At 37.5% G+C, this 21,179-nt stretch carries 23 protein-coding genes and 1 pseudogene; 9 read left to right on the forward strand and 15 right to left on the reverse strand.

Annotated elements, in window-relative coordinates; genetic code table 11:
* Positions 1-9: 9 nt before the first annotated feature.
* The 3 genes from HPSH112_RS00935 to HPSH112_RS00945 are packed head-to-tail and all read right to left on the reverse strand — an operon-like array spanning position 10 to position 3,661.
* Positions 10-747, reverse strand: coding sequence for a fumarate reductase iron-sulfur subunit (locus HPSH112_RS00935; RefSeq protein WP_001282387.1), 738 nt, complete (start codon positions 745-747; stop codon positions 10-12).
* On the reverse strand, positions 740-2,884 hold the full coding sequence (locus HPSH112_RS00940; RefSeq protein ID WP_000705988.1) for a fumarate reductase flavoprotein subunit: 2,145 nt from the start codon (positions 2,882-2,884) through the stop codon (positions 740-742). The genes HPSH112_RS00935 and HPSH112_RS00940 overlap by 8 nt, the downstream gene beginning before the upstream one ends.
* 9 nt (positions 2,885-2,893) lie before the next feature.
* Positions 2,894-3,661 carry a fumarate reductase cytochrome b subunit gene (locus tag HPSH112_RS00945; RefSeq protein ID WP_001183659.1) on the reverse strand — a complete coding sequence of 256 codons (768 nt, stop codon included), beginning with the start codon at positions 3,659-3,661 and terminating at the stop codon, positions 2,894-2,896.
* Positions 3,662-3,874: 213 nt separating this feature from the next.
* On the opposite strand from HPSH112_RS00945, the gene HPSH112_RS00950 reads away from it, so the two are divergent.
* The 5 genes from HPSH112_RS00950 to HPSH112_RS00970 all read left to right on the forward strand — a co-directional run bounded on the left by HPSH112_RS00950 (position 3,875) and on the right by HPSH112_RS00970 (position 8,895).
* Entirely contained in the window at positions 3,875-4,579 is a 705-nt protein-coding gene (locus tag HPSH112_RS00950) for a triose-phosphate isomerase (RefSeq protein WP_000160975.1), read from the forward strand.
* A 9-nt stretch (positions 4,580-4,588) separates the two neighbouring features.
* Positions 4,589-5,416 carry an enoyl-ACP reductase FabI gene (fabI, locus tag HPSH112_RS00955; RefSeq protein ID WP_000506179.1) on the forward strand — a complete coding sequence of 276 codons (828 nt, stop codon included), beginning with the start codon at positions 4,589-4,591 and terminating at the stop codon, positions 5,414-5,416.
* A 9-nt stretch (positions 5,417-5,425) separates the two neighbouring features.
* A complete protein-coding gene (gene lpxD, locus HPSH112_RS00960; RefSeq protein ID WP_000777056.1) occupies positions 5,426-6,436 on the forward strand; it encodes a UDP-3-O-(3-hydroxymyristoyl)glucosamine N-acyltransferase in 1,011 nt (336 codons plus the stop codon).
* 571 nt (positions 6,437-7,007) lie between these two features.
* The gene (locus HPSH112_RS00965; protein ID WP_001042542.1) at positions 7,008-7,661 is read left to right on the forward strand and encodes an IS607-like element IS607 family transposase; all 654 of its coding nucleotides are present in this window, start codon (positions 7,008-7,010) and stop codon (positions 7,659-7,661) included.
* On the forward strand, positions 7,636-8,895 hold the full coding sequence (locus tag HPSH112_RS00970; protein WP_001274344.1) for an RNA-guided endonuclease InsQ/TnpB family protein: 1,260 nt from the start codon (positions 7,636-7,638) through the stop codon (positions 8,893-8,895). The genes HPSH112_RS00965 and HPSH112_RS00970 overlap by 26 nt, the downstream gene beginning before the upstream one ends.
* A 22-nt stretch (positions 8,896-8,917) precedes the next feature.
* Here HPSH112_RS00970 and HPSH112_RS00975 read toward each other — a convergent pair whose 3' ends face one another.
* The 12 genes and pseudogenes from HPSH112_RS00975 to HPSH112_RS01020 form a co-directional block, all read right to left on the reverse strand.
* Positions 8,918-10,726, reverse strand: coding sequence for a hypothetical protein (locus HPSH112_RS00975; RefSeq protein ID WP_014662189.1), 1,809 nt, complete (start codon positions 10,724-10,726; stop codon positions 8,918-8,920).
* Between the two features lie 77 nt (positions 10,727-10,803).
* Positions 10,804-12,456, reverse strand: a complete 1,653-nt coding sequence (locus tag HPSH112_RS00980) for a hypothetical protein (protein ID WP_000118378.1) — start codon at positions 12,454-12,456, stop codon at positions 10,804-10,806.
* 3 nt (positions 12,457-12,459) lie between these two features.
* A complete protein-coding gene (gene dnaG / locus HPSH112_RS00985; RefSeq protein ID WP_000705261.1) occupies positions 12,460-14,031 on the reverse strand; it encodes a DNA primase in 1,572 nt (523 codons plus the stop codon).
* Positions 14,028-15,203: an RAD55 family ATPase gene (locus HPSH112_RS00990; protein WP_000429246.1), complete on the reverse strand. Its 1,176-nt coding sequence runs from the start codon at positions 15,201-15,203 to the stop codon at positions 14,028-14,030. Before HPSH112_RS00990 ends, dnaG begins: the two co-directional genes overlap by 4 nt.
* 10 nt (positions 15,204-15,213) lie before the next feature.
* Positions 15,214-15,393, reverse strand: a complete 180-nt coding sequence (locus HPSH112_RS00995; RefSeq protein ID WP_228839891.1) for a hypothetical protein — start codon at positions 15,391-15,393, stop codon at positions 15,214-15,216.
* Positions 15,311-15,667 carry a hypothetical protein gene (locus tag HPSH112_RS08685; RefSeq protein WP_228921618.1) on the reverse strand — a complete coding sequence of 119 codons (357 nt, stop codon included), beginning with the start codon at positions 15,665-15,667 and terminating at the stop codon, positions 15,311-15,313. Before HPSH112_RS08685 ends, HPSH112_RS00995 begins: the two co-directional genes overlap by 83 nt.
* A 4-nt stretch (positions 15,668-15,671) precedes the next feature.
* Positions 15,672-16,622 (reverse strand): helix-turn-helix domain-containing protein, encoded by a 951-nt coding sequence (locus HPSH112_RS01000; RefSeq protein WP_001106767.1) that lies wholly within the window; start codon positions 16,620-16,622, stop codon positions 15,672-15,674.
* Positions 16,619-16,927: a hypothetical protein gene (locus tag HPSH112_RS01005; RefSeq protein ID WP_000191219.1), complete on the reverse strand. Its 309-nt coding sequence runs from the start codon at positions 16,925-16,927 to the stop codon at positions 16,619-16,621. Before HPSH112_RS01005 ends, HPSH112_RS01000 begins: the two co-directional genes overlap by 4 nt.
* Before the next feature lie 2 nt (positions 16,928-16,929).
* Positions 16,930-17,136 carry a hypothetical protein gene (locus tag HPSH112_RS01010; protein WP_000037340.1) on the reverse strand — a complete coding sequence of 69 codons (207 nt, stop codon included), beginning with the start codon at positions 17,134-17,136 and terminating at the stop codon, positions 16,930-16,932.
* A pseudogene (locus HPSH112_RS01015) lies at positions 17,133-18,282 on the reverse strand (site-specific integrase). Before HPSH112_RS01015 ends, HPSH112_RS01010 begins: the two are co-directional and overlap by 4 nt.
* Entirely contained in the window at positions 18,276-18,404 is a 129-nt protein-coding gene (locus tag HPSH112_RS08860; RefSeq protein WP_000917456.1) for a hypothetical protein, read from the reverse strand. The pseudogene HPSH112_RS01015 and the gene HPSH112_RS08860 overlap by 7 nt, the downstream one beginning before the upstream one ends.
* The gene (locus HPSH112_RS01020; protein WP_001249252.1) at positions 18,391-18,690 is read right to left on the reverse strand and encodes a hypothetical protein; all 300 of its coding nucleotides are present in this window, start codon (positions 18,688-18,690) and stop codon (positions 18,391-18,393) included. Before HPSH112_RS01020 ends, HPSH112_RS08860 begins: the two co-directional genes overlap by 14 nt.
* A 298-nt stretch (positions 18,691-18,988) precedes the next feature.
* Between HPSH112_RS01020 and metK the strand changes: the two genes are divergently transcribed.
* The 4 genes from metK (at position 18,989) to rpmF (ending at position 21,169) form a co-directional block, all read left to right on the forward strand.
* Positions 18,989-20,146 (forward strand): methionine adenosyltransferase, encoded by a 1,158-nt coding sequence (metK, locus tag HPSH112_RS01025; RefSeq protein WP_000655143.1) that lies wholly within the window; start codon positions 18,989-18,991, stop codon positions 20,144-20,146.
* Between the two features lie 66 nt (positions 20,147-20,212).
* Entirely contained in the window at positions 20,213-20,626 is a 414-nt protein-coding gene (ndk, locus tag HPSH112_RS01030; protein WP_000813725.1) for a nucleoside-diphosphate kinase, read from the forward strand.
* A gap of 24 nt (positions 20,627-20,650) precedes the next feature.
* The gene (locus HPSH112_RS01035; protein ID WP_001159237.1) at positions 20,651-21,007 is read left to right on the forward strand and encodes a DUF177 domain-containing protein; all 357 of its coding nucleotides are present in this window, start codon (positions 20,651-20,653) and stop codon (positions 21,005-21,007) included.
* Between the two features lie 15 nt (positions 21,008-21,022).
* Positions 21,023-21,169, forward strand: coding sequence for a 50S ribosomal protein L32 (gene rpmF, locus HPSH112_RS01040; RefSeq protein ID WP_000290428.1), 147 nt, complete (start codon positions 21,023-21,025; stop codon positions 21,167-21,169).
* The last annotated feature ends 10 nt before the right edge of the window (positions 21,170-21,179 follow it).

The raw sequence follows: 21,179 nt of genomic DNA on the forward strand, positions 1-21,179 counted from the left end.
AAAAAGAAATTAGCGGCTTTTACCCACTTTCAACATCCTATTACGCAAAGTGGCGATACTGCTTTGCAAGGGTAATTCTTTAGGGCAAGTGTCATGGCAAGCGATCAAGCTCATGCACCCAAAAACACCATCATCATCGCCGACTAACTCATAAAAATCGTCATCGCTTCTTTCATCGTGGCTGTCAATCATGAAACGCATGGCTCTGTTCATGCCAGCAGCTCCAATGAAATTAGGGCGCATGAGTTTAGTCCCGCAAGAAGCGATACAGCACCCGCATTCAATACACCTGTCTAGTTCAAAGACTTCTTGGGCTTCATCAGGCTCAATCCTTTTTTCCGGCTTAGTAATATCCACTTCTTCTTTAGAATGCGCCCAACTCTCCACCCTTTTAGTCATATCGCCAAACCAATCGCCTGTATTCACGCTCAAATCTTTAATGAGCGTAAAACTGGGCATGGGCATAAGCGTAATCATCCCGCTTTCAAAGCTAGAAGTTAGAGTTTTACAAGCCAATCTTGGTCTCCCATTAACCATCATCGCGCAAGAGCCGCAAATCCCAGCGCGGCACACAAAATCAAAGCTCAAATCCGGATCTTGATGCTCTCTGATGAGGTTTAAAGCGATAAAGAGCGTCATGGATGGGGTTTCTTTCAATTGATACTCTTTAAAATGCGGCTTACTCACCGCGCTTTGAGGGTCAAATTTTAGCACTCTGATTACAATCGTTCGTTCATTATCACTCATGGTGTTCTCCTTTTAGGTTAGCGTTGTGTTTGTCTAATAAATCATGGACATTGAAAGAATACAAATGTTCCCCCCTAGCTCTCACTTCTTCATCTTCTAAACGCATGTTCCTAGCCTTGTATTTTTCTTGCAATTCAAAAGGCATGAGCGCATGTTGGACTTCTATTCTGTCTTTCCCAAGCTTTTCTAATTCTAAAATCGTTTTCAAAATCTCAGCGTCGCGCTCTTCTTTTTTGGGGTGGGGAATGAAATTGCCCTTTTTGCCATAGCCCCTAAAATCAGGGCTGATTTCCATTTTCATCACATCTAATTCTTCGTATTCAATCGTGGGCATGTCTTGCTCAGCGCTAGGCCAGCTCGCTAAAGTCCGATTAAGCCATTTTTCATCGTCTCTTTTAGGGTAATCAATCCTAGTGTGAGCCCCTCTGCTTTCAGTGCGCAGTAACGCTCCTTGAGTGATGCAAAGCGCGAGTTTGAGCATTTTTTTGGTGCGGTAAGCGTCTTCTAATTCAGGGTTATTGTGCAAAACCTTGTTTTTCACGCAAATGTTTTTGGAGCGCGCATAAAGCTCTTGCAATTCTTTAAGGGCTTCTTCTAGCCTTTTGCCTTCTCTAAAAACGCCCACTTTTTCATCCATGACTTCTTTCATGCGTTCTTTAATTTCATACACATCTTCCTTGCCTTCATTGTGCAATAAAAAATGCATATAATCTTGGCTTTCTTTAATGAAAGCTTCAACTTTTTGCGTGTTGATTTCAATTTGCGCTTCTAAACAATGCGAAGCGAAATAATCCCCTATGATCATGCCAGCGACCACCGCTTCACTCACGGAATTACCCCCCAAGCGGTTAAACCCATGCAAATCCCAACATGCCGCTTCACCCGCACAAAACAAGCCTTTTAAATGGGTTTCGCCTTTAGGGTTTGTCCTAACCCCACCCATAGAATAGTGTTGCATGGGTTTTATGGGGATCCAGCCTTTTTGCTTAGCCATCGCTTGCCCGTATTCAGGCTCATTTGCGGGCATTCCTTGCATGTTGTCTTTGGTTTGCTCTTCGCTATCAGCCGGATCAATGCCTGCAAAAGTCATGGCAATATCGCGCACATCCCTTAAGTTTTTTTCCACATGGTTACGCCCTAAAATAGCAATATCCAGCCACACATGATCCCCATAGGGCGATTTGGCTCCATAGCCTTTTTGGATATGCTCTAAAATCCGCCTTGAGACCACATCCCTACTTGCAAGCTCTTTTTTCTCCGGCTCATAAGCGGGCATGAAGCGTCTGCCGAACTTGTCTCTTAAAACCCCGCCATCGCCCCTACAGCCTTCGGTCATTAAAATCCCGCTTGGCACTAAAGCGGTAGGGTGGAATTGCACCGCTTCCATGTTGCCTAATTTAGCCACACCAGTTTCTAAAGCGCTCGCCGCCCCGGCTCCATCGCAAATCACGGCGTTAGTGGTGTGTTTATACACGCGCCCATAACCTCCGGTAGCTAAAAGCGTGCCTTTAGAAACATACGCTGAAATTTCGCCTGTGATCAAATCCCTTACCACCGCCCCGTAACATTTATTATCATGATGGATGAAAGCGAGCATGTCTTTTCTGTCTTGAATATCCACTTTGTGGTGTAAGGCTTCATTAGCGACCGCATAAAGCATGGTATGCCCTGTAGCATCAGCCGTAAAACATGTGCGCCATTTTTTAGTGCCGCCAAAATCACGGCTTAGAATATAACCATGCCTGTCATCTCTTTCAGTGATCGTAACATGCTCACCATTGACGACCGCAGGCCTATCGCCCTTTTTAATCCTAGTCCAAGGCACCCCCCAACTGGCCAATTCCCTAATGGCTTTAGGAGCAGTGGTTACAAACATTCTAGCCACTTGCTGATCGCATCCCCAATCGCTCCCCTTAACCGTGTCTAAAAAGTGCAAATCTTCATTATCGCCCTCGCTTTTTTTAGCGTTCGCAAGACTCGCTTGCATGCCCCCTTGAGCGGCTGCAGAGTGCGAACGCCTGACAGGCACTAGGCTTAAAACGATGGTGTTTAAACCCTTTTGTTTGCATGCGATACTAGCCCTTAACCCGGCCAATCCGCCTCCAATAATTAGCGCATCACAATATGTTATTTTCATTTTCTACCCTTATTCTTTGTGGAATTTCCCATCAGCTTCTATGGCTTCTTGCATGGTTTTAATGCCATTGTCCTTATTTTCTAAACCTTTTTTAATGTAAGCCCCATAGGTGCAAAGCCCTAAAACAATAAAAAACACGCTCATCGCCCATTTGACTTTCCTCAAGCCTTGAATGCTCACATTCTTAAACCACCCCCATTTAATCGCTAAGCGATACAACCCAATAGAGCCATGCAATTCTACGGCAAACAATAAGAAAATATACAAAAGCCAAAAGTTTTGCGTTACAAAACGATAGCTTGAGCCATGAGGCCCGATACTTTCAGGCTCTGTGAGCATGACAAATAAGTGGATACTCGCTAAGAAAAACATCGCAAACCCGGTGAGGGCTTGAATAAACCACAAGCTCGTATCGCCATGTTTCATCAAATGCTTATGGGTTTTAAAAACCTTGTATTGCCTGTAATTGATAGGGAATTTCCTTAGCGCCAAAAAAGCATGCACGACTAAAATAAGAATAATCCCTGTTGCAACCACGCTCACAATAGCCGGCTCGCCTGCTTTTAAAAACAAGCTCCCTTCAAAAAATTTTGCCACTTTATACATGGCTTCATCGCTAATCAAGATGCTTGAGACCAAAAACATGTGCACTATCATAAAGAGCGCTAAAATCAATCCCGTAGCGCTCTGTAAAAAATCCAGCTTGGCATAAATACCGCTCTTTTTAAGCCCTTTGCTAGCGCCATAATAACCCTCTATAATCTCTTCTTGTTGCATAAAAACTGCTCCTAAAAACTCTAAAATTAACCTGAATCGCTTGACGCAAAAACACTGCCTTAATTTTACTACATTTGAAATAATTTTTCTTATAAACAAAACCTAAATTGAGAAAAAATGCAATTCAAGGGGGCTATTGTTTAAAATTTACATTTTTTAACGCTATTAGATATAATAAGGGATAGTTACCACCTATAAAATAAGGATCATTCAATGACAAAAATTGCTATGGCTAATTTTAAATCCGCTATGCCTATTTTTAAAAGCCATGCGTATTTAGAAGAATTAGAAAAGACTTTAAAACCGCAGCATTTTGATAGGGTGTTTGTATTCCCTGATTTTTTGGGGTTATTGCCTAATTCGTTTTTGCATTTCACTTTAGGGGCGCAAAACGCTTACCCTAGAGATTGTGGGGCTTTTACCGGTGAAATCACTTCACAGCATTTAGAAGAACTCAAAATCAACACGCTTTTAATAGGGCATAGCGAGAGGCGATTGCTTTTAAAGGAAAGCCCTAGCTTTTTGAAAGAAAAGTTTGATTTTTTTAAAAGTAAAAATTTTAAAATTGTCTATTGCATTGGCGAAGAATTAACGACCAGAGAAAAGGGTTTTAAGGCTGTAAAGGAATTTTTAAACGAGCAATTAGAAAATATTGATCTTAATTATCCTAATTTAGTGGTGGCGTATGAGCCTATTTGGGCGATTGGCACAAAAAAGAGCGCTTCTTTAGAAGAGATTTATCTCACGCATGGTTTTTTAAAGCAAATTTTAAATCAAAAAACGCCCTTGTTGTATGGGGGGAGCGTGAATGCGCAAAACGCTAAAGAAATTTTAGGGATTGATAGCGTGGATGGCTTGTTGATCGGGAGCGCGTCTTTGGAATTAGAAAATTTTAAAACAATCATTTCATTTTTATAAAGGAAAATCATGGGATTTTTAAAAGGTAAAAAAGGGCTTATTGTAGGGGTGGCAAACAATAAATCCATCGCTTATGGGATCGCTCAATCTTGTTTCAATCAAGGGGCTACTTTGGCTTTCACTTATTTGAATGAGAGTTTAGAAAAGCGCGTGAGGCCTATCGCACAGGAATTGAATAGCCCCTATGTGTATGAATTAGATGTGAGCAAAGAAGAGCATTTCAAGCCGCTATATGATAGCGTTAAAAAGGATTTAGGCTCATTGGATTTTATCGTTCATAGCGTGGCCTTTGCCCCTAAAGAGGCTTTAGAGGGGAGTTTGTTAGAAACTTCTAAAAGCGCGTTTAACACCGCTATGGAAATTTCTGTTTATTCTTTAATAGAGCTGACAAACACCCTAAAACCTTTATTGAATAACGGAGCGTCTGTTTTGACTTTAAGCTATTTAGGCAGCACCAAATACATGGTGCATTACAATGTGATGGGGTTGGCTAAAGCGGCCCTAGAGAGTGCGGTGCGTTATTTAGCGGTGGATTTAGGCAAGCATAACATAAGAGTGAATGCCCTATCGGCTGGGCCTATTAGGACGCTCGCTTCTAGCGGGATCGCTGATTTTAGAATGATTTTAAAATGGAATGAAATCAACGCCCCTTTAAGAAAAAATGTGAGTTTAGAAGAAGTGGGCAATGCCGGGATGTATTTGCTTTCTAGCTTGTCTAGTGGGGTGAGTGGGGAAGTGCATTTTGTGGATGCTGGCTATCATGTTATGGGCATGGGGGCTGTGGAAGAAAAAGATAATAAAGCTACGCTATTGTGGGATTTGCATAAAGAACAATAAGGGGTATTGATGAAATTAAGCGAATTGTTAAGCGCCTATTCTATTGAAACGGAATTTTCAAACGATTTTGAAGTGCATGCTTTAGCGGAATTGGATAAGGCCACGCCTAATGATATTAGCTATATTGACCAAGCGCGCTACCTTAAACTTTTAAAAGATTCAAAAGCCGGGGCGGTGTTTATCCGTAAAAAAGAATCTTCTAAAGTGCCAAAACACATGCAAGCTTTAATCGTGGATAACCCGCATCTAGCCTTTGCTAAAGCTTCGCATGCCTTTAAAATCCCTTTTTTTAAAAACCCAGAAAGCGTGAATGAGCCTAAACATTTTAAAAAAGTAACGATCATGCCTAATGTTATAATTGGAGAGGGCGTAGAAATTGGCGAAAACTCTTTGATTTATCCGGGCGTGGTGATCGCTGATGGGGTCAAAATCGGTAAAAATTGTATTTTGTATCCTCGTGTGATTTTGTATCAAAACACGATTTTAGAAGACAATGTTACTATCCATGCAGGCAGTGTGATTGGAGGCGATGGCTTTGGTTATGCACACACCGCTTTAGGAGAGCATGTCAAAATTGAGCATGTGGGGATTGTTAGGATTCAAAAAAATGTAGAAATTGGAGCTAACACGGCGATTGATAGGGCGGTGTTTGGTGAGACTTTGATTAAAGAGGGCGTTAAGGTTGATAACCTGGTTCAAATCGGGCATAATTGCGTTTTAGGCGAGCACAGCATCGTTGTTTCTCAAGTGGGCTTGAGCGGCTCTACAACCACTGGCCGTAATGTGGTTTTTGGCGGGCAAGTGGGCATTGGGGGGCATTTGCATGTGGGCGAATTCACTCAAATTGGAGGTAAAAGCGCGGTGGGTAAAGACTTGCCCCCTAACACTAATTTTGCCGGAGCGATCCCTGCTATGGAAATCCATGAATGGCACCATTTCCTGGCTCATTTAAGAACGAATTTTAGAAAACAGCAAAAAACGAGTTTGTTGCAAAAAGCTAAAGGGTTTTTTAAGTCTTAAAGAATGAAATAAGCTATAACCACGCCATCGCAAAAAAAACACCCACAAGCCCAAAAACACGCTATAAATCTTTTTAGGTTTTTAGCTTTTTGTATGTCTCAAAAAACATATTCTAAAAGAATACTTCAATTATAGTCCTTTTTTGGCTTGCTTGTCAAGTGCCTTTAAACATGCTTAGCAAAGGCGTATATATGTTATAGCGTGCGTTTTGTTTTTCTTTTTGTATGATTTTTAAACATACTTAAATTTTTTAACATTTTAAAAATATTAAAAAAACTTGAATAATTTAACATAAATTAAAAATACACAAAAAAACAAATATTTTTTTTTAAATCGTTTCAAAATCAAAAAACAATTGAAATCAAAAAACAATTGAAATCAAAAAACAATTGAAATCAAAAAACACTAATTGAAATTTAAAAACACTAATTGAAATCAAAAAAATAAGTTTTAAAAATCTTTGTAGAATAACTAGGGGCTAGGGTTACAAACAGAAACTAAAATCCTATAATAACCTATAAAATACTATAATTTTTGTATAGGTTATTAAGTTTTGTGTTATACTGCTTGCATGAATAAAAGAATGCTATCAATCGGTCAAGCGAGTAAGCTTTTGGGTGTAACTATCCAAACCTTACGCAATTGGGATAAAAAAGATTTGTTAAAACCTGATGAACTCACTAAAGGCGGTGAAAGGCGTTACAAGTTAGAAAGTTTAAGGCGTATCAATAGAAACGCAGTCTTTAATCAAGATGAATTAAAAACAATAGCTTATGCTAGAGTAAGCTCGCATGACCAACAAGAGGATTTAATCAGACAAGTTCAAGTTTTAGAGCTTTATTGCGCTAGATGCGGCTTTAACTATGAAGTGATACAAGATTTAGGGAGTGGCATGAACTACTATAAAAAAGGCTTAACCAAGCTTTTAAACTTAATCTTAGACAATCAAGTCAAGCGCCTTGTATTAACGCATAAAGACAGATTATTACGCTTTGGAGCTGAATTGGTATTCAGTATTTGTGAAGCTAAAGAAGTAGAAGTGGTTATCATCAATAAGGGTGATGAGAATGTGAGGTTTGAAGAAGAATTAGCCAAAGATGTTTTAGAAATTATAACCGTCTTTAGCGCTAGATTGTATGGCTCTAGGTCTAAGAAAAACAAAAAACTCTTAGATGAAATGCAAGAAGTCATAACTAACAATGTCAGCTATCTCAATCACGCATAAAATCGCTTTAAAGCCTAATAACAAGCATATTACTTACTTTAAAAAAGCTTTTGGGTGCGCTAGGTTCGCTTATAATTGGGGGTTAGCTAAATGGAAAGAAAACTACCAACTGGGTATTAAAACTAACCATCTACAGCTTAAAAAAGAATTTAACGCTCTTAAAAAATCGCAATTTAATTTCGTTTATGAAGTAACTAAATACGCCACCCAACAGCCTTTTATCCACTTAAATCTAGCCTTTAATAAGTTTTTTAGGGATTTGAAAAAAGGTTTAGTGAGTTACCCTAAATTTAAAAAGAAAAGAGAGTTTCAAGGTTCTTTTTATATAGGGGGCGACCAAATTAAAATCATTCAAACAGCTAATACTGGTTATTTAAAAATACCTAACTTACCACCAATCAAACTCACTGAAAAACTAAGATTTCAAGGCAAAATCAATAACGCTACCATCACTCAAAAGGGCGATCATTTCTATGTTTCAATCTCTTGTGGTGTTGATGAGAGTGAATACAAACGAACCCATAAACTCCAAGAGAGTCATAATAAACTAGGGGTTGATATAGGGATTAAATCCTTTGTGAGTTTGTCTAATGGCTTAAATATCTATGCCCCTAAGCCCTTAGATAAGCTTACTAGAAAGCTTGTAAGAATTAGCAGACAACTGAGTAAAAAAATCCACCCAAAAACCAAAGGGGATAAAACCAAGAAATCTAATAATTACTTAAAGCATTCTAAAAAGCTTACCCACTTGCATGAAAAAATCGCTAACATCAGACTTGATTTTTTACACAAGCTCACAAGCTCTCTTATAAGACACTCAAACTCGTTTTGTTTAGAGAGTTTGAAAGTCAAAAACATGTTTAAAAATCACAGGTTGGCTAAATCTTTAAGCGATGTTTCTATGTCTGTGTTTAACACGCTATTAGAGTATAAAGCTAAATACTCTAATAAAGAAATTCTAAGAGCTGACACTTACTATCCAAGCTCTAAGACTTGTTCTAATTGTCAAAAGGTTAAACAAGATTTAAAACTTAAAGATAGGATTTATCAATGCCTAGAGTGTGGCTTTGAATTAGATAGAGATATAAACGCTGCTATCAATCTTTTAAAGCATTTAGTAGGTAGAGTTACTGCCGAATTTACGCCTATGGACTTGACAGCTCTGTTGAATGATTTATCCAAAAATCGTTTAGCAACTAGCAAGGTTGAACTAGGAATACAACAAAAACCCTAAATTAAGAGAATTTTATAGCTCTTTATAGGATTTTATAGGTTTGTAGTAACGGGTTATAAACATTTTCTTCAATCTGCCTCAAAAAGCTTTTAGCTTGCGGATCGATCTCGCCTTGCGCTTTAAGATCGTTCAAAAACTTTTCAAGATTAGTCGCATCCTGCACGCTTTCTCTTAAATTCACCTTGTAGCTGTTATCGTATAGCTTTCCTATGATTTCGTTCAAGGCTTTATCATAACTTTCCTTAGTGCCTTGTTCTAAATTATCAAAAACGCTTTTTATTTCATAATCTTTCAAATCAAACTGCTTTAAGGATTTGGTTAAGTTCTCAGTCGTTTGGTTAAGAATGGATTTTAAACTAGCGTTAGCTTTAGGACTTAAATTAGCGGCTTCAACCAAAAACGCTAAAGTGTTACCGGTTTCATCGCTTCGTATCGCTCTTATAAAGGCTTGTTGCTGTTCTTTGTGGTTGTCTAGCGTTAGGATTTCTTTCACTTTATCATAAGCGTTCAACTTGCTTTCATCGCCTTTAAAAACGCTCTTTATCTTCTCTCTTAAAAAGTCGTTAGCGTTGTTAGTGTTGATCTTGGTTTCACCACCAAATCGTGCGCTAAATTCTTTTAAGGCTTGTTGCTGTTCTTTAGATAGCGTGGTTTCTATGATCTCGCTGGCGCGCTTGGCGTTACCGGTGAAAAAGTTTTTAGTGAATTGAAAAGGCATGCTCATCTCGGCTAATTTTAACGGCGCTTTAGCAAGCGGTTTTAAAACCTTACCGGCTCCTAACATAAGCGTATCAGTCGCTAACGATAAAGCTCCATCACTTAACGCATGCCTTATGATTTCATCGGCTTTATTCTCTCGATCTAGCGCTAGATTAGTTATAATCGCATCCGTAGCCGCTCCTGTGGTCGCTCCTAAGGCTGCGCCTGCGATCGCTCCTCCGACTAATCCTAAAGCTCCGGCACTCTTTCCGTATTTAGCTCCTGCTAAACCACCGGTAACACTTCCTGCTATAGAAAACTTATTATTTAAAAGGCTTTGCGTGAAATTGTCTATAAAACCATCGTTAATTTTATAAACCTTATCGCCTTTGACTACAAAAGGTTCATTTTTTTCATTGTAGATCACGCTGTCAAAATGATAGAGGTTTTTAGCGATCGTTTCAAAATCTTTCTTAGCTTTTTCTTGCGCTTCTTTATCTTCGCTAGTGAATAAGCTAAAAAAATCCTTGTTCTTGTCAATATTGCTAAAAGCTGAATAGGCTTTCTGTATTTCTTTTGTTATATCTTTGGCTTTTTCTTTTTCCTTGTATTCCTTAAGCTTATCCGCTTCGCTTGCACCTGTGATAAAATCCAGTGCATTATTAAAAAAACCATTATCATTATCTATTAGGTCCTTATCGCTTTTCGTGAGTTCTTGGCTGGTTTTCTTTAATATTTCTTTTCTTTGTAAGTCTTTTTGATAGTCTTCTTTGGCGATCTCGTTCTTGGTTTTAAGCGGATTAAAAAGGCTCGTTTCTGCGTTATTGTAATATTCATCTTTAAGCGCATTAGGTAAATCTTTAAAATCTAGCTTGTTGTCTATAGCTTGCGTTTTAAGGTCAGTTAGCTGTTTTTCTCGATCTTTGGCGTTTTGTGTTTGGTAACCTACAAAACCTCCTAACTTATCTAATAAACCTAATTCGGTGAGTTCTTTTGATTTTTGGTTGAGATCTACAATAAGTTCTTTTCGTTTTTGTTCTAATTGTTCGGGCGTTAAAGTAGGATTTTTTAACGGATATAGCGGCGTGCTTGGTAAGTTTTTTAAGTCAATGTCCATGTTTTCTGCTTGCATGCCTTTATCCTAAAATGTTTTATTATGCATTTAAGCAAAATAACGGCTTGATTTTAAGGGTTAATTCTTTTTAAATTTTAATTTAACATCAATAAAGCAAGCTCATTCTGCACCGCTGGGCTTAATTGTAAAAAGCGTTGCAAAATCCGTTCATCGCTTTCTCCGATTCTGTAAAATCCTAGAATGTTTTTAATTTTGGTTTCTACTTCATAATATTCTTTTATGCTTTTGTTCTTATCACTAAAAGCCGCTCTTGCGTAAGTTCTTCCTGTGTGGTTAAAATAAGGCTGTATTCCTAAAAAATTGTCTTTTGTACCTAATTCTTTAATCGTTAGTCGTTCGTTGCCTATAGCGTTAATTTCGTTATTTAGGTTCTGTCTTTCTTGTTCTTTCTCTCGTTTAGCATTTTGTTGGTTCTGTCTTTCTTGTTCTTTCTCTCGTTTAGCATTTTGTTGGTTCTGTCTTTCTTGTTCTATAGGATTTTTTGCGTGTTCTTTTTGATTTATAGCGTTCTTTAGCGCGTTAATATAGTTTTGCTTGGCTTTGATGCTTTCTTTAAATTTTAGGGCGTTTTCTTGCTCTTTTTGTAGGTCTTGCGTTAAAGCGTTCAAGTCTTTGTCGTTTAAGCGCTCTTGCTCTTGTTTAATGGTTTTTTCTAATTCTTCAATCCTTTTTAAATTTTTCTTGCTAGTTTTAGCCGTTAAGATCTTAAGCCTTAAGCCTTTGGCGTATTGGGAGATCTGTTTGAAAAATAAGGCGCTTTGTGTATTCTCGCTTTCTGGATGGTAATTCAAAACCAAATCATAAAACTTCAAGGCTTTCACTTGTTCTATAGAGCCTAAAGCGTTGTAGCTATCATTACCGGGTAAAAACTTTTGATAGCTGTTATCTAAAACCTGGTTTAGTGCATTGACTTTAAACTGGTTATTGATGCCGTCCATGTTGTTAGGAGCGTTTAGAGCGTTGTAGGTTTCTTTGCCGGGATTATGATATTCGTAGATAAAGCCTTTAGGTAGTATCGCATAAGGATCAGTTAAAAAAAAGTTTAAAAAAGCTGCGTGTTCTTGGCTTGCTTGTAAGGCGCGTTGCTGTTTGGCTTCTTTATTAGAAGAGTTGTCGGTCAAAAAATTAAATTGTTTCTTCCATTTGGATTTTTTTTTAAGCCGTTTGAGTTCTTCTTTAAGTTTTTCTAATTTTTTCAAGCTTTCTTCAATTTGATTTTTATTACTCGTTTCTAATTCTAAAGCGTTTAATTTTTCTTGTTCTTGTTTGATTGCATTCTTTAGCGCGTTAATTTCGTTATTCAAGTTCGCTATTTCTTGGTTTAGGTTACTTATCGCTTGGTTTTGCTTGTCTATTTCTTGGTTTATGTGGTGTATTTCATTATTCAGGCTGTTAATGGCGTTTTCTTTATCCATTATTTCTTGTGTGAGTTGGTTGATGCGGTTTTGATGGTTTATAAGGCGTCCAAAAGCGTTTTTTAGCCGTTCATTAGAATAATAGTTTTTCTGCGCTAAGAATTTTCTACTCACGGCGTAATAGCCGTTAGGATCATCATAGTATCCTACGATTTGATCGTTTTCATTGCTTAATTGCCTAGGAAATCCGCTAATACCACCAAAATGCGCGTTATTTAAAGCATTACCTAAAGACTGGATAAAACCGCTTAAAATAGCGTTAGAGCCTTGAGAGCTAGATCCAGGACTTACGCTTATATCAATCCAACTCATGCATTAATCCTTTTGAATTTCTTTAATTTTAGCGTTTATCGCTTCAGCTAAAGCGTAATCCTTGCAATCTAGCGCAACCGCTAAAGAATTTTTTAAGCCTTTGGTTTTGAGCCACACTAATGAGCTTTTTTGATAGCTTTCAGGAATAGTTTTAAATTTTTTCAAAAAATCTAAACCTCTAAAATCACTGCACACAATCCTTTTAAAAAATGTAGGATATTTAACATCGCTTGGCGTTAAAAAGCGCCTTGCAATGTACCTAAACTCTTCGCTTTCAAGCATTGTTGCATAAACTCTCGCTTCTAGTAGATCTAATTTACCGGGTAAATTTTTCTGCTTAACGGGTTTAACGCTTTTTTGCGCTAAAAATGAATTTAATATTTTGAGTAAATCCGCTTGCATGAAAGGTTCAAAAGCTTCAAGGATCTTTAAAATATTTCTGTAGTTTAAATCCTTTTGTGGCGTGGTCAGTTCTGCTCGTAACAAATAGGAGCAATAGAATTTAAAGCCGTTAATTTTGGCTAGGTTAGGGCGTCTGTTAAGTTTTTGATAATCGCTTAAATCCTTAACACTTGAGTCTTTGATCTTAATAACGCTCATGTTGGTTACATGGTTTTTCAAACACAAATCAAGCGCTCTAATGGTGGCTTCTGTTCCGGCGTTATCGTTATCAAAACTAAAACACAACTCCACATTAAGCTTATTTAAAAACGCTAAATGTTCTTTAGTGAATGCGGTACCGCTTGTACAAATTGCGTTTTTATAATAAAAATGTTCGTACGCTAACACATCAAAAAAACCTTCACATATAATAACCTGCTTCTTTTCTTTGATAGATTCAAGCGCTCGGTGGTAGTTATACAAGAAAAATGTTTTATTATAGAGGCTTGTTTCTCTGCCGTTAAGGTATTTAGGAGCGTTGTTAGCTTTTAGAAGTCTTGGTATACACAAACGCGCGCTAAAGCTTCTAATTTGGCCTTTGCTATCCTTTAACGGAATTGTAATGCGGTAGTTGCAAAAACTTCTTAATTCTTTGTCTTCGTTTTTGTTAGAGAAAAGACCGCATGCGATCAAATCATCAGCATTAAAGCGTTCTTTCAAAACTTCTAAATCACCATGCAAACAATAACCTAAATCATAAGCTTCTATCATTTCTAAACTAATCGCGCGCGTTTGCGTGAGGTAGTTCAACACTTTCGGCTCGTTTTTTAGCCGTTCTTTAAAAAGATTGTTAGCGTAAGCTAAAATTTCTTTTAAATGGTTGTTGCGTTCAATTTTAGCATCGGTTTCGTATTCTAAATGATAATTATAGATTTTAGCCACTTCTTCAACGGCTTCAAGAAAACTTAATTTTTTGTATTCTTGCAAAAACTTCAAGGCATCACCGCTCACACCACATCCAAAACAATGATAAATATTTTTTTCAGGACTTACGATAAAACTTGCACTTCTTTCATCATGAAAAGGACAGCACGCTTTGAAATTCGCTCCAACTTTGTGAAAATCAATATAACTCTCCAAAACTTCCATGATTTGAATACGATCTTTTAGTGGCGCTAAATTAGTGATTTTCATATTAAGCCTCCGTATTCTTCATGTTCGTCATGTTGGAATTGTTGTCCAGATCCGTTATAATCCACTTCAAAAAAACGATAATCAACATTTTTAACATACCTATAACCGCTTAAACCTGTTTGCTTGTTCTTTAGTATAACAATTCTTCGGTGCTTAGCTCGCTCGTTAAAGTCTTTAAGGTGTGGTAACTCGTTCCTTTTTATCCGTTCTATGCGAATCATCAAATGCGCTTCATGACCACCTTTGCGTGATCCTGTTGGCGTGTAGCTGTCGTTTTTAGAATTTTGCACAATGAGAATAATCAACACCTGCAAGCTCCTAGCGGTTTCACCTAAAGCGCTAAATTTAGAAGTTTCTATTTCTTCAATAGTCCTTCCTACGATTGGCGCTTGGATCTTCATTTGGCTGTCTATTAAAAAAACCTTATGTCCCTCTTTGGATAGCGATCGTATTTGAGAAATGAGATCGTTTAGTTCGCAACTTTGATCGTCTATAAAATAGTTATCCGCTTTAATATTAAAATTTTTATTCCTTAAGGTTTCAATGTGCTTCCTAACGCTAAATTCAAAACCAAAATAAGTTACCTTGTGTTGTTGTTGCGCGTTCATTAAAAACTGCACACCTAAAAGCGTTTTACCGGCTTCTGGATCGCCGCTAAGTAAAACTATTTGTCCTAATTCGATTCCTCCTTCTGTGATGATGTCTAAATAGTTAATACCAGTTTCTATCTTTTCAATAGGAGGCTTATTTTTAAAATACTCCTCCCATTCCCAAAAATACTTACCACTTCTAACGATTCCTAGGTTGATGTATTTATTCAAAAATTCATAATCAAAAACTTCACTTTTGCGCGTGGCTTCTTTAAGTTTGTTGGCGAGATGTTCTTGCATTTGAAAACACAAATACGTTTTAAAATCGCTTTTCAAATTCAAATAATCCGGGTAGCTATCCGCTTCTAAAATGCGTTTAAACTCTTCGCTTTGAAATTCCTTTTCTGCGATCCTAAGCTTGATCGTTTCAAGCCTTGGTACTTGGTTTCTTTGGTTCATTTCAATTAAAACCTTGATGAGTTTTTGATTAAATGGATTAAAACTTTTAACGCTGATGTCTTTTAAAAAATCCTCTATGTGTTGCGGATAGTCTAAAAAACTTTTCATTATCAAATTTTCCATGCCGTTTCCTTTATCGTTTCTTTTGGTTTTTTTCTTCTAAAATTTCTAAAAAGCTGTCAAATTCCTTTAAAGTCAAATGCACTAAAAGATTTTCATTTTTGAATTGCTTAAGACCTTTCAAAATAGCTAAACGCACGATTTGCGCTAATTTGTAATTGTTTTTTCTTTTCAGCCTTTTTAATTCTTTCAAGTTGCTGTCTCTTAAGCTTATTTTTTTTCGTTTGGTTAATAAGAGTTCTTTTATAAGCGCGGTTCGATCGTTCCCATGCCTTCTCATTGCTTTGTCCTTTCTGCGTTTCTAAGTAAAAAATAATCAAGCGCTCTGTTATCTGGCTTCGAGATCGATTCTCTATGATTTTAAGCAATTCTAAAATCTCTAAAAGCCCGTTTTCTATTAGAATACTATTCGTCCATACCTTTGGCTTGAAATTCTTGTTAGCGTGCTTGTAATTCCACGATCGCATGATTTCACCTACCAAAAATAAAGCCGTTATAGCAATCGTTGTATTCAAACTGATCCATGACTTCTTCGCCTTTGGCTTTGCTTTGGCAACTTGGCTTTTCAAAATGCATGACCTCATAGATTTCATTATAGTTTCGGCGTATGGATTGGTTGATACAAGCCACTAAATCGTATCCTTGCGCTTTCAAGGCTTCGCATTGGTGCAAAAGCGCTTTTTTAGTGCTATAGCTTAATTTGTGCTTCTCGCTGCGATAATTCAAAAATTCTTCAAAAGCTAACCTTTCGTATTGGTTCAAGTGTTTCGTGTCTAAATTTCCTAAAATAGAGCTAAAAAAAGCGCTAAAACGATCAAATAAACTAAAATTAGAAATATTTGAGCTTTTAAGAGAAGAATCTTTGACGGAATCTTTTAGATCTCGATCGTTTGAGAAGACTTGTTGTTTTTCATCAAATTTTTTCGTTGAAAAATTTTCACTTGAGCGTATATTTTCATGTTTATTTTTATTTTTTCTTTTTAATGTAAACGATGGAAAATAAGTACTCATGGATTGAGCTTCGGTATCATCGGCGTTAGAGGCTTGTTTTTGCGGGTTTATCCAGACGGAAATATTTTCCTTGTGGATAGCGTCTTTTTTGGCTGATTTTTGAGCTTGTTTTTTAGAAAAATTTCCCATGATAAATCTAAAAAATTTAGAAAATGTGCCGTCTTTTTTTCGCTCTCTTTCAAATTCAATATAACCTAAATCTTTTAATTCGTTTAGGTACTTGTAAATCGTTTTTGTGTTCCTATTGAATCGTTTGGCTATGTCTTCAATGCAGAGCTTAAAAGTGGTTGCGTGCTTTTTGATATAAGCATAGATCGCTATCGCTATGTCAGAGACTCGTTCGTCCTCGCAAATTTCATTAGAGATTTGCGTATAACCAAATTTCATTGGTTGTTTTAGGATGTAGTTCATTGTTGATCCTTTTTTTTGGTTTTAACGCTTTTTAAAGCTTTTAAATAGGTGCATAGATCTTTCCCAAAATCGCTTAAACAACAAACCTTGTAATAGTTGTTTTTCTTTTCTTTTTCTTTCTTTTTATTGATAATCCACTGAATGCATAAGCCTTTAGCTTCAAGCTTTTTAAAAATATTAAGCGTGTAGTAGTAATCAATTCTGAGATCTTTTGAAATCTTGTCGGCTGTTTTAGGCAAATACGCTTTCTTGTTGAGCGCTATTAAAACTTCTAAATCGATCGGTTTTAGTTTTTCTTGTGTCATGTTCAAACCGCTTTTTTTTGGAGTAAGATTGAATAGCTCGTTACGCGCTTATTTCTCACATTGCAAACGCTGGATCTAATCGTATGCGTTTTTTGGAGTTTTTCTAATTTTTGGATGAAATCAAAAAAACTTAAATCCGTATTGCTTTCTTTGATCGTTTGGTAAGCTAGGTATTGAAAAATTTCCATGTTGGTTTCCTTTTTACTCATAATAATTCCTTTGTGAATTTCGCTCGTTCTTTGTCTTGTTTAGGTATGTAGTGGCTGTAAGTGCTGTAAGTCGTGTTCAAATCTTTATGACCTAGAGTTCTGCTGATCCACATTGGTTCTTCGCCTTGGCTTAGCATCAAGCTTGCAAAAGTGTGGCGTGTGGTGTAAAGCTTTCTGTCTTTCAAGTTCAAGGCTTTTAAAAGTTTTTTGAAATGCCTTTGAAAGATACTTGATCGCTTTGGCATGTCTATGAAAACGAATTTTTTAGTATCCGGTTCGCTTTCTTTAAGCTCTTTTAGGATTTTCTCCACTGGCTCTAATAGATCAACTTCTCTAATGCTTGGCTTGTTTTTAGGACTTGTGATTTCTCCTAGTTCGTTTAAGGACTTGTTAATAGTGATCGTTTTTTCTTTAAAGTCAATGTCTTTCCATTGTAATGCTAACTGCTCGCCGGTTCGTGCGCCTGTAAAAAACGCTACTACTAAAAACGCTTTTAAGCGTAATGTTGGAGCGTTCTCTATGAGCGTTTTAACCTCTTCTAAACTAAAAGGCTCGATCGCTTTGGCTGCTAGCGCGTTTTTAAGTGTGATCGTATAATAAGGATTTTGAGGTAAAAACCGCTCTCTCTCACAAAACGCTAAAAAGCTTTTTAGATTAGCGTTAAAGTTGTGGATCGTGTTCTTTCTGTAGAGTGTTAGCGTGGCTTGGTGGTATTGTGCGATCTTTTCTTTAGTGATCTTTTTGAGCTTGTCGCTTTCTTTTAAGCCCATCACGCTAAAAATGCTATTGAAAACATTTTCTAAAGAATTAAGGCTCGTTTGTTTTAGTCCTATTTTTAACGATAGAAAACGATTTAACGCTTGAAGTATGGGTGATCTTTGACTGAATCCTATGCGTTTGTTTTTCGGCGTTTTTAACGCGCTTATTGGCGTTTTTTATCGCTTCTAAACGATTAACAAAAGCTAAGATCTCTTTAAGCTTTTTGTCTTTGAAATATTCTAAGGCTGTGTCGGTATCCATTTTTAAGCAATCCGTGGCTTTTCTTAAGCTCACTCTAAAACGCTTATTCTTGTTATCGTGATAGTTGAGATATAGAGTCGCTTCGCCCTTGTAATCTCGTGTGTATAGTGTGAAGGTGTTCATAATAGACTCCTTAAAGCGTAAGCTGTAGCTAGAATCAAGCTAAACGCTATTATTAACGACCATTCAAAACGATCCGCCATTTTTTTTTCTAAAGGCCTGTTAAGTTTTTTATTAGGCTTTAGCATTGTTGTCTCCTTTTTGGTTGGCTTCTTTGGTTTTAGTCCTTGCGTTAGCGCTTTCTTGTATTGGCTCTCTAATCGTGGTTTTTTGTCTCTCGCTAAAGGTTTTTTTTGTAGGCTTTAGAACGCAATTTCCTTGTGCGCGCCTTTTAGGCTCTTGAGCCGCGCGTTTAGGTGTAAGTTCGCTCACATTGGCGTTTTGGTTAGTTTTAAGCGCTTGATGCGCTTGAATGCTTTGAGTGATTTCCTTAAGCTGGTTAAAGCTTGTTTCTGTCTCTCTTTTTTGTCTCATATTTTGATGCTCCTTTCGTGTTTTAACGCCCTTCTATAGGCGTTTATAAGTTTAAAATGCGTTAAGCTTTTAAAAATATTTGTTTTTTTGTGAGACAAAAAGTTTAACCCCCGACATGGGTTTTTGAGTGTCAAAAATTACTTATTTTTTTCAAATAAGCTCCCTATCTTGTGGCTCTTAAAAAAGATTTTTGTTTTTGTATTTTTTAGGTTTTTAGTGTGTGGTTTTGTTGAAGTTGTGAAATAAGCTATAATAAGCCCATTTTGAATACGAATGATTATTTTAATAAGGACAATCAATGAAAGATAGTTTTCTTTTCACTTCTGAATCAGTAACCGAGGGGCATCCTGATAAAATGGCTGATCAAATCAGCGATGCGGTTTTAGATTACATTATTGAGCGCGATCAAAAAGCCAAAGTCGCATGCGAGACTTTAGTTTCTAACGGGTTTTGCATGATCACTGGCGAGTTAAAAACTTCTGTTTATGCCCCTATGCAAGAGATTGCAAGAGAAGTGGTTAAAAAGATTGGTTATACAGACGCTCTTTATGGCTTTGATTATAGAAGCGCGGCGGTTTTAAATGGCATTGGCGAGCAAAGCCCTGATATTAATCAAGGCGTGGATAGAGAAGATGGCGAGATTGGGGCGGGGGATCAAGGGCTTATGTTTGGTTATGCGTGCAAGGAGACTGAAACGCTCATGCCCTTACCCATTCATTTAGCGCACCAGCTCACTTTCGCTCTGGCTCAAAAAAGAAAAGACAACACTCTGCCTTTTTTAAGGCCTGATGGCAAGTCTCAAGTGAGCGTGCGTTATGAAAACAACAAGCCTGTAAGCATTGATACGATTGTCGTTTCCACCCAACATTCCCCAGAAGTTTCGCAAAAACATTTAAAAGAAGCCGTGATTGAAGAGATCGTGTATAAGGTTTTACCCAAAGAATATTTGCATGACAATATCAAGTTTTTTGTCAATCCTACAGGAAAATTCGTTATTGGTGGGCCGCAAGGCGATGCGGGCTTGACGGGCAGAAAAATCATCGTGGATACTTATGGGGGGAGTTGCCCGCATGGGGGGGGAGCGTTTAGCGGGAAAGACCCTAGTAAAGTGGATAGGAGCGCGGCTTATGCGGCCCGCTATGTGGCTAAAAATTTGGTAGCGAGTGGGGTTTGCGATAAAGCGACCGTGCAGCTTGCTTATGCGATTGGGGTGATAGAGCCGGTGTCTGTTTATGTGAATACGCATAACACGAGCAAGCATTCAAGTGCGGAGTTGGAAAAATGCGTGAGATCGGTTTTCAAACTCACACCAAAAGGCATTATTGAAAGCTTGGATCTGTTAAGGCCCATTTATTCGCTCACTTCAGCTTATGGGCATTTTGGGCGAGAATTAGAGGAATTCACTTGGGAAAAAACCAACAAAACCGAAGAGATTCAAGCGTTCTTTAAGCGTTAAAAAAATGTTTTAAGGGTAATATTTTAAAAAATTTTTGTATAATCAACAATTCACAAGGAGTTTAAATTGAAACAAAGAACGCTGTCTATTATTAAGCCGGATGCACTTAAGAAAAAAGTGGTAGGCAAAATCATTGATCGCTTTGAGAGTAACGGCTTGGAAGTCATTGCGATGAAACGCTTGCATTTGAGCGTTAAAGACGCTGAAAATTTTTATGCGATCCACAAAGAGAGACCCTTTTTTAAAGATTTAATAGAATTTATGGTCAGTGGTCCGGTGGTGGTTATGGTTTTAGAGGGCAAAGATGCGGTGGCTAAAAACAGAGATCTTATGGGAGCGACTGATCCCAAACTCGCCCAAAAAGGCACTATCAGAGCGGATTTTGCTGAAAGCATTGACGCTAATGCGGTGCATGGGAGCGATAGCTTGGAAAACGCGCACAATGAAATCGCTTTCTTTTTTGCCGCTAGAGATCTTTAAGATTTAAGGGCGTTTTAAGTAAGCATGCAATTTGAAATGCGTAAAATCGCTTTTAATGTGCCTAAAGCGTTTTCTTTAGAGCATGAGGGAGTGGTTTTAGAGGGCGAAGTTGTGCGAGTGGGGGCGAAATTGTTCCGCTTGGAAGCACGCCTTAAGGGTGAATTGATGCTTGTTTGCGATACAAGCGGTAAAGAGTTTAAAAAGAGCCTTGATGAGTCGTTGGTTTTGCATATTTCAGACGGGTTGTGGGATACGCAAAGCCAAAGTTTGGATTTTGATAATTTAGATGTTATTGAATCTTTCAATGGTTTTATTGATTTGAGCGAAATTTTACGCTCTGAAGTGGAGTCTATTAGATTAGACTACCATTATGCAGATTGAAATTAAGGAGAATTTATGGCAGTACCTGATAGAAGAGTGAGTAAGACAAGAGCGGCAAAAAGGCGCACGCATTATAGCGTTAAGTTGGCTAAGCCCATAAAAGCTAAAGATGGCACTTGGAAGCTTCCCCACCACATTAACAAATTTACTAAAGAATACTAATATAAAAGCT

This window comes from Helicobacter pylori Shi112 (assembly GCF_000277405.1).
Taxonomy (GTDB): domain Bacteria; phylum Campylobacterota; class Campylobacteria; order Campylobacterales; family Helicobacteraceae; genus Helicobacter; species Helicobacter pylori_C.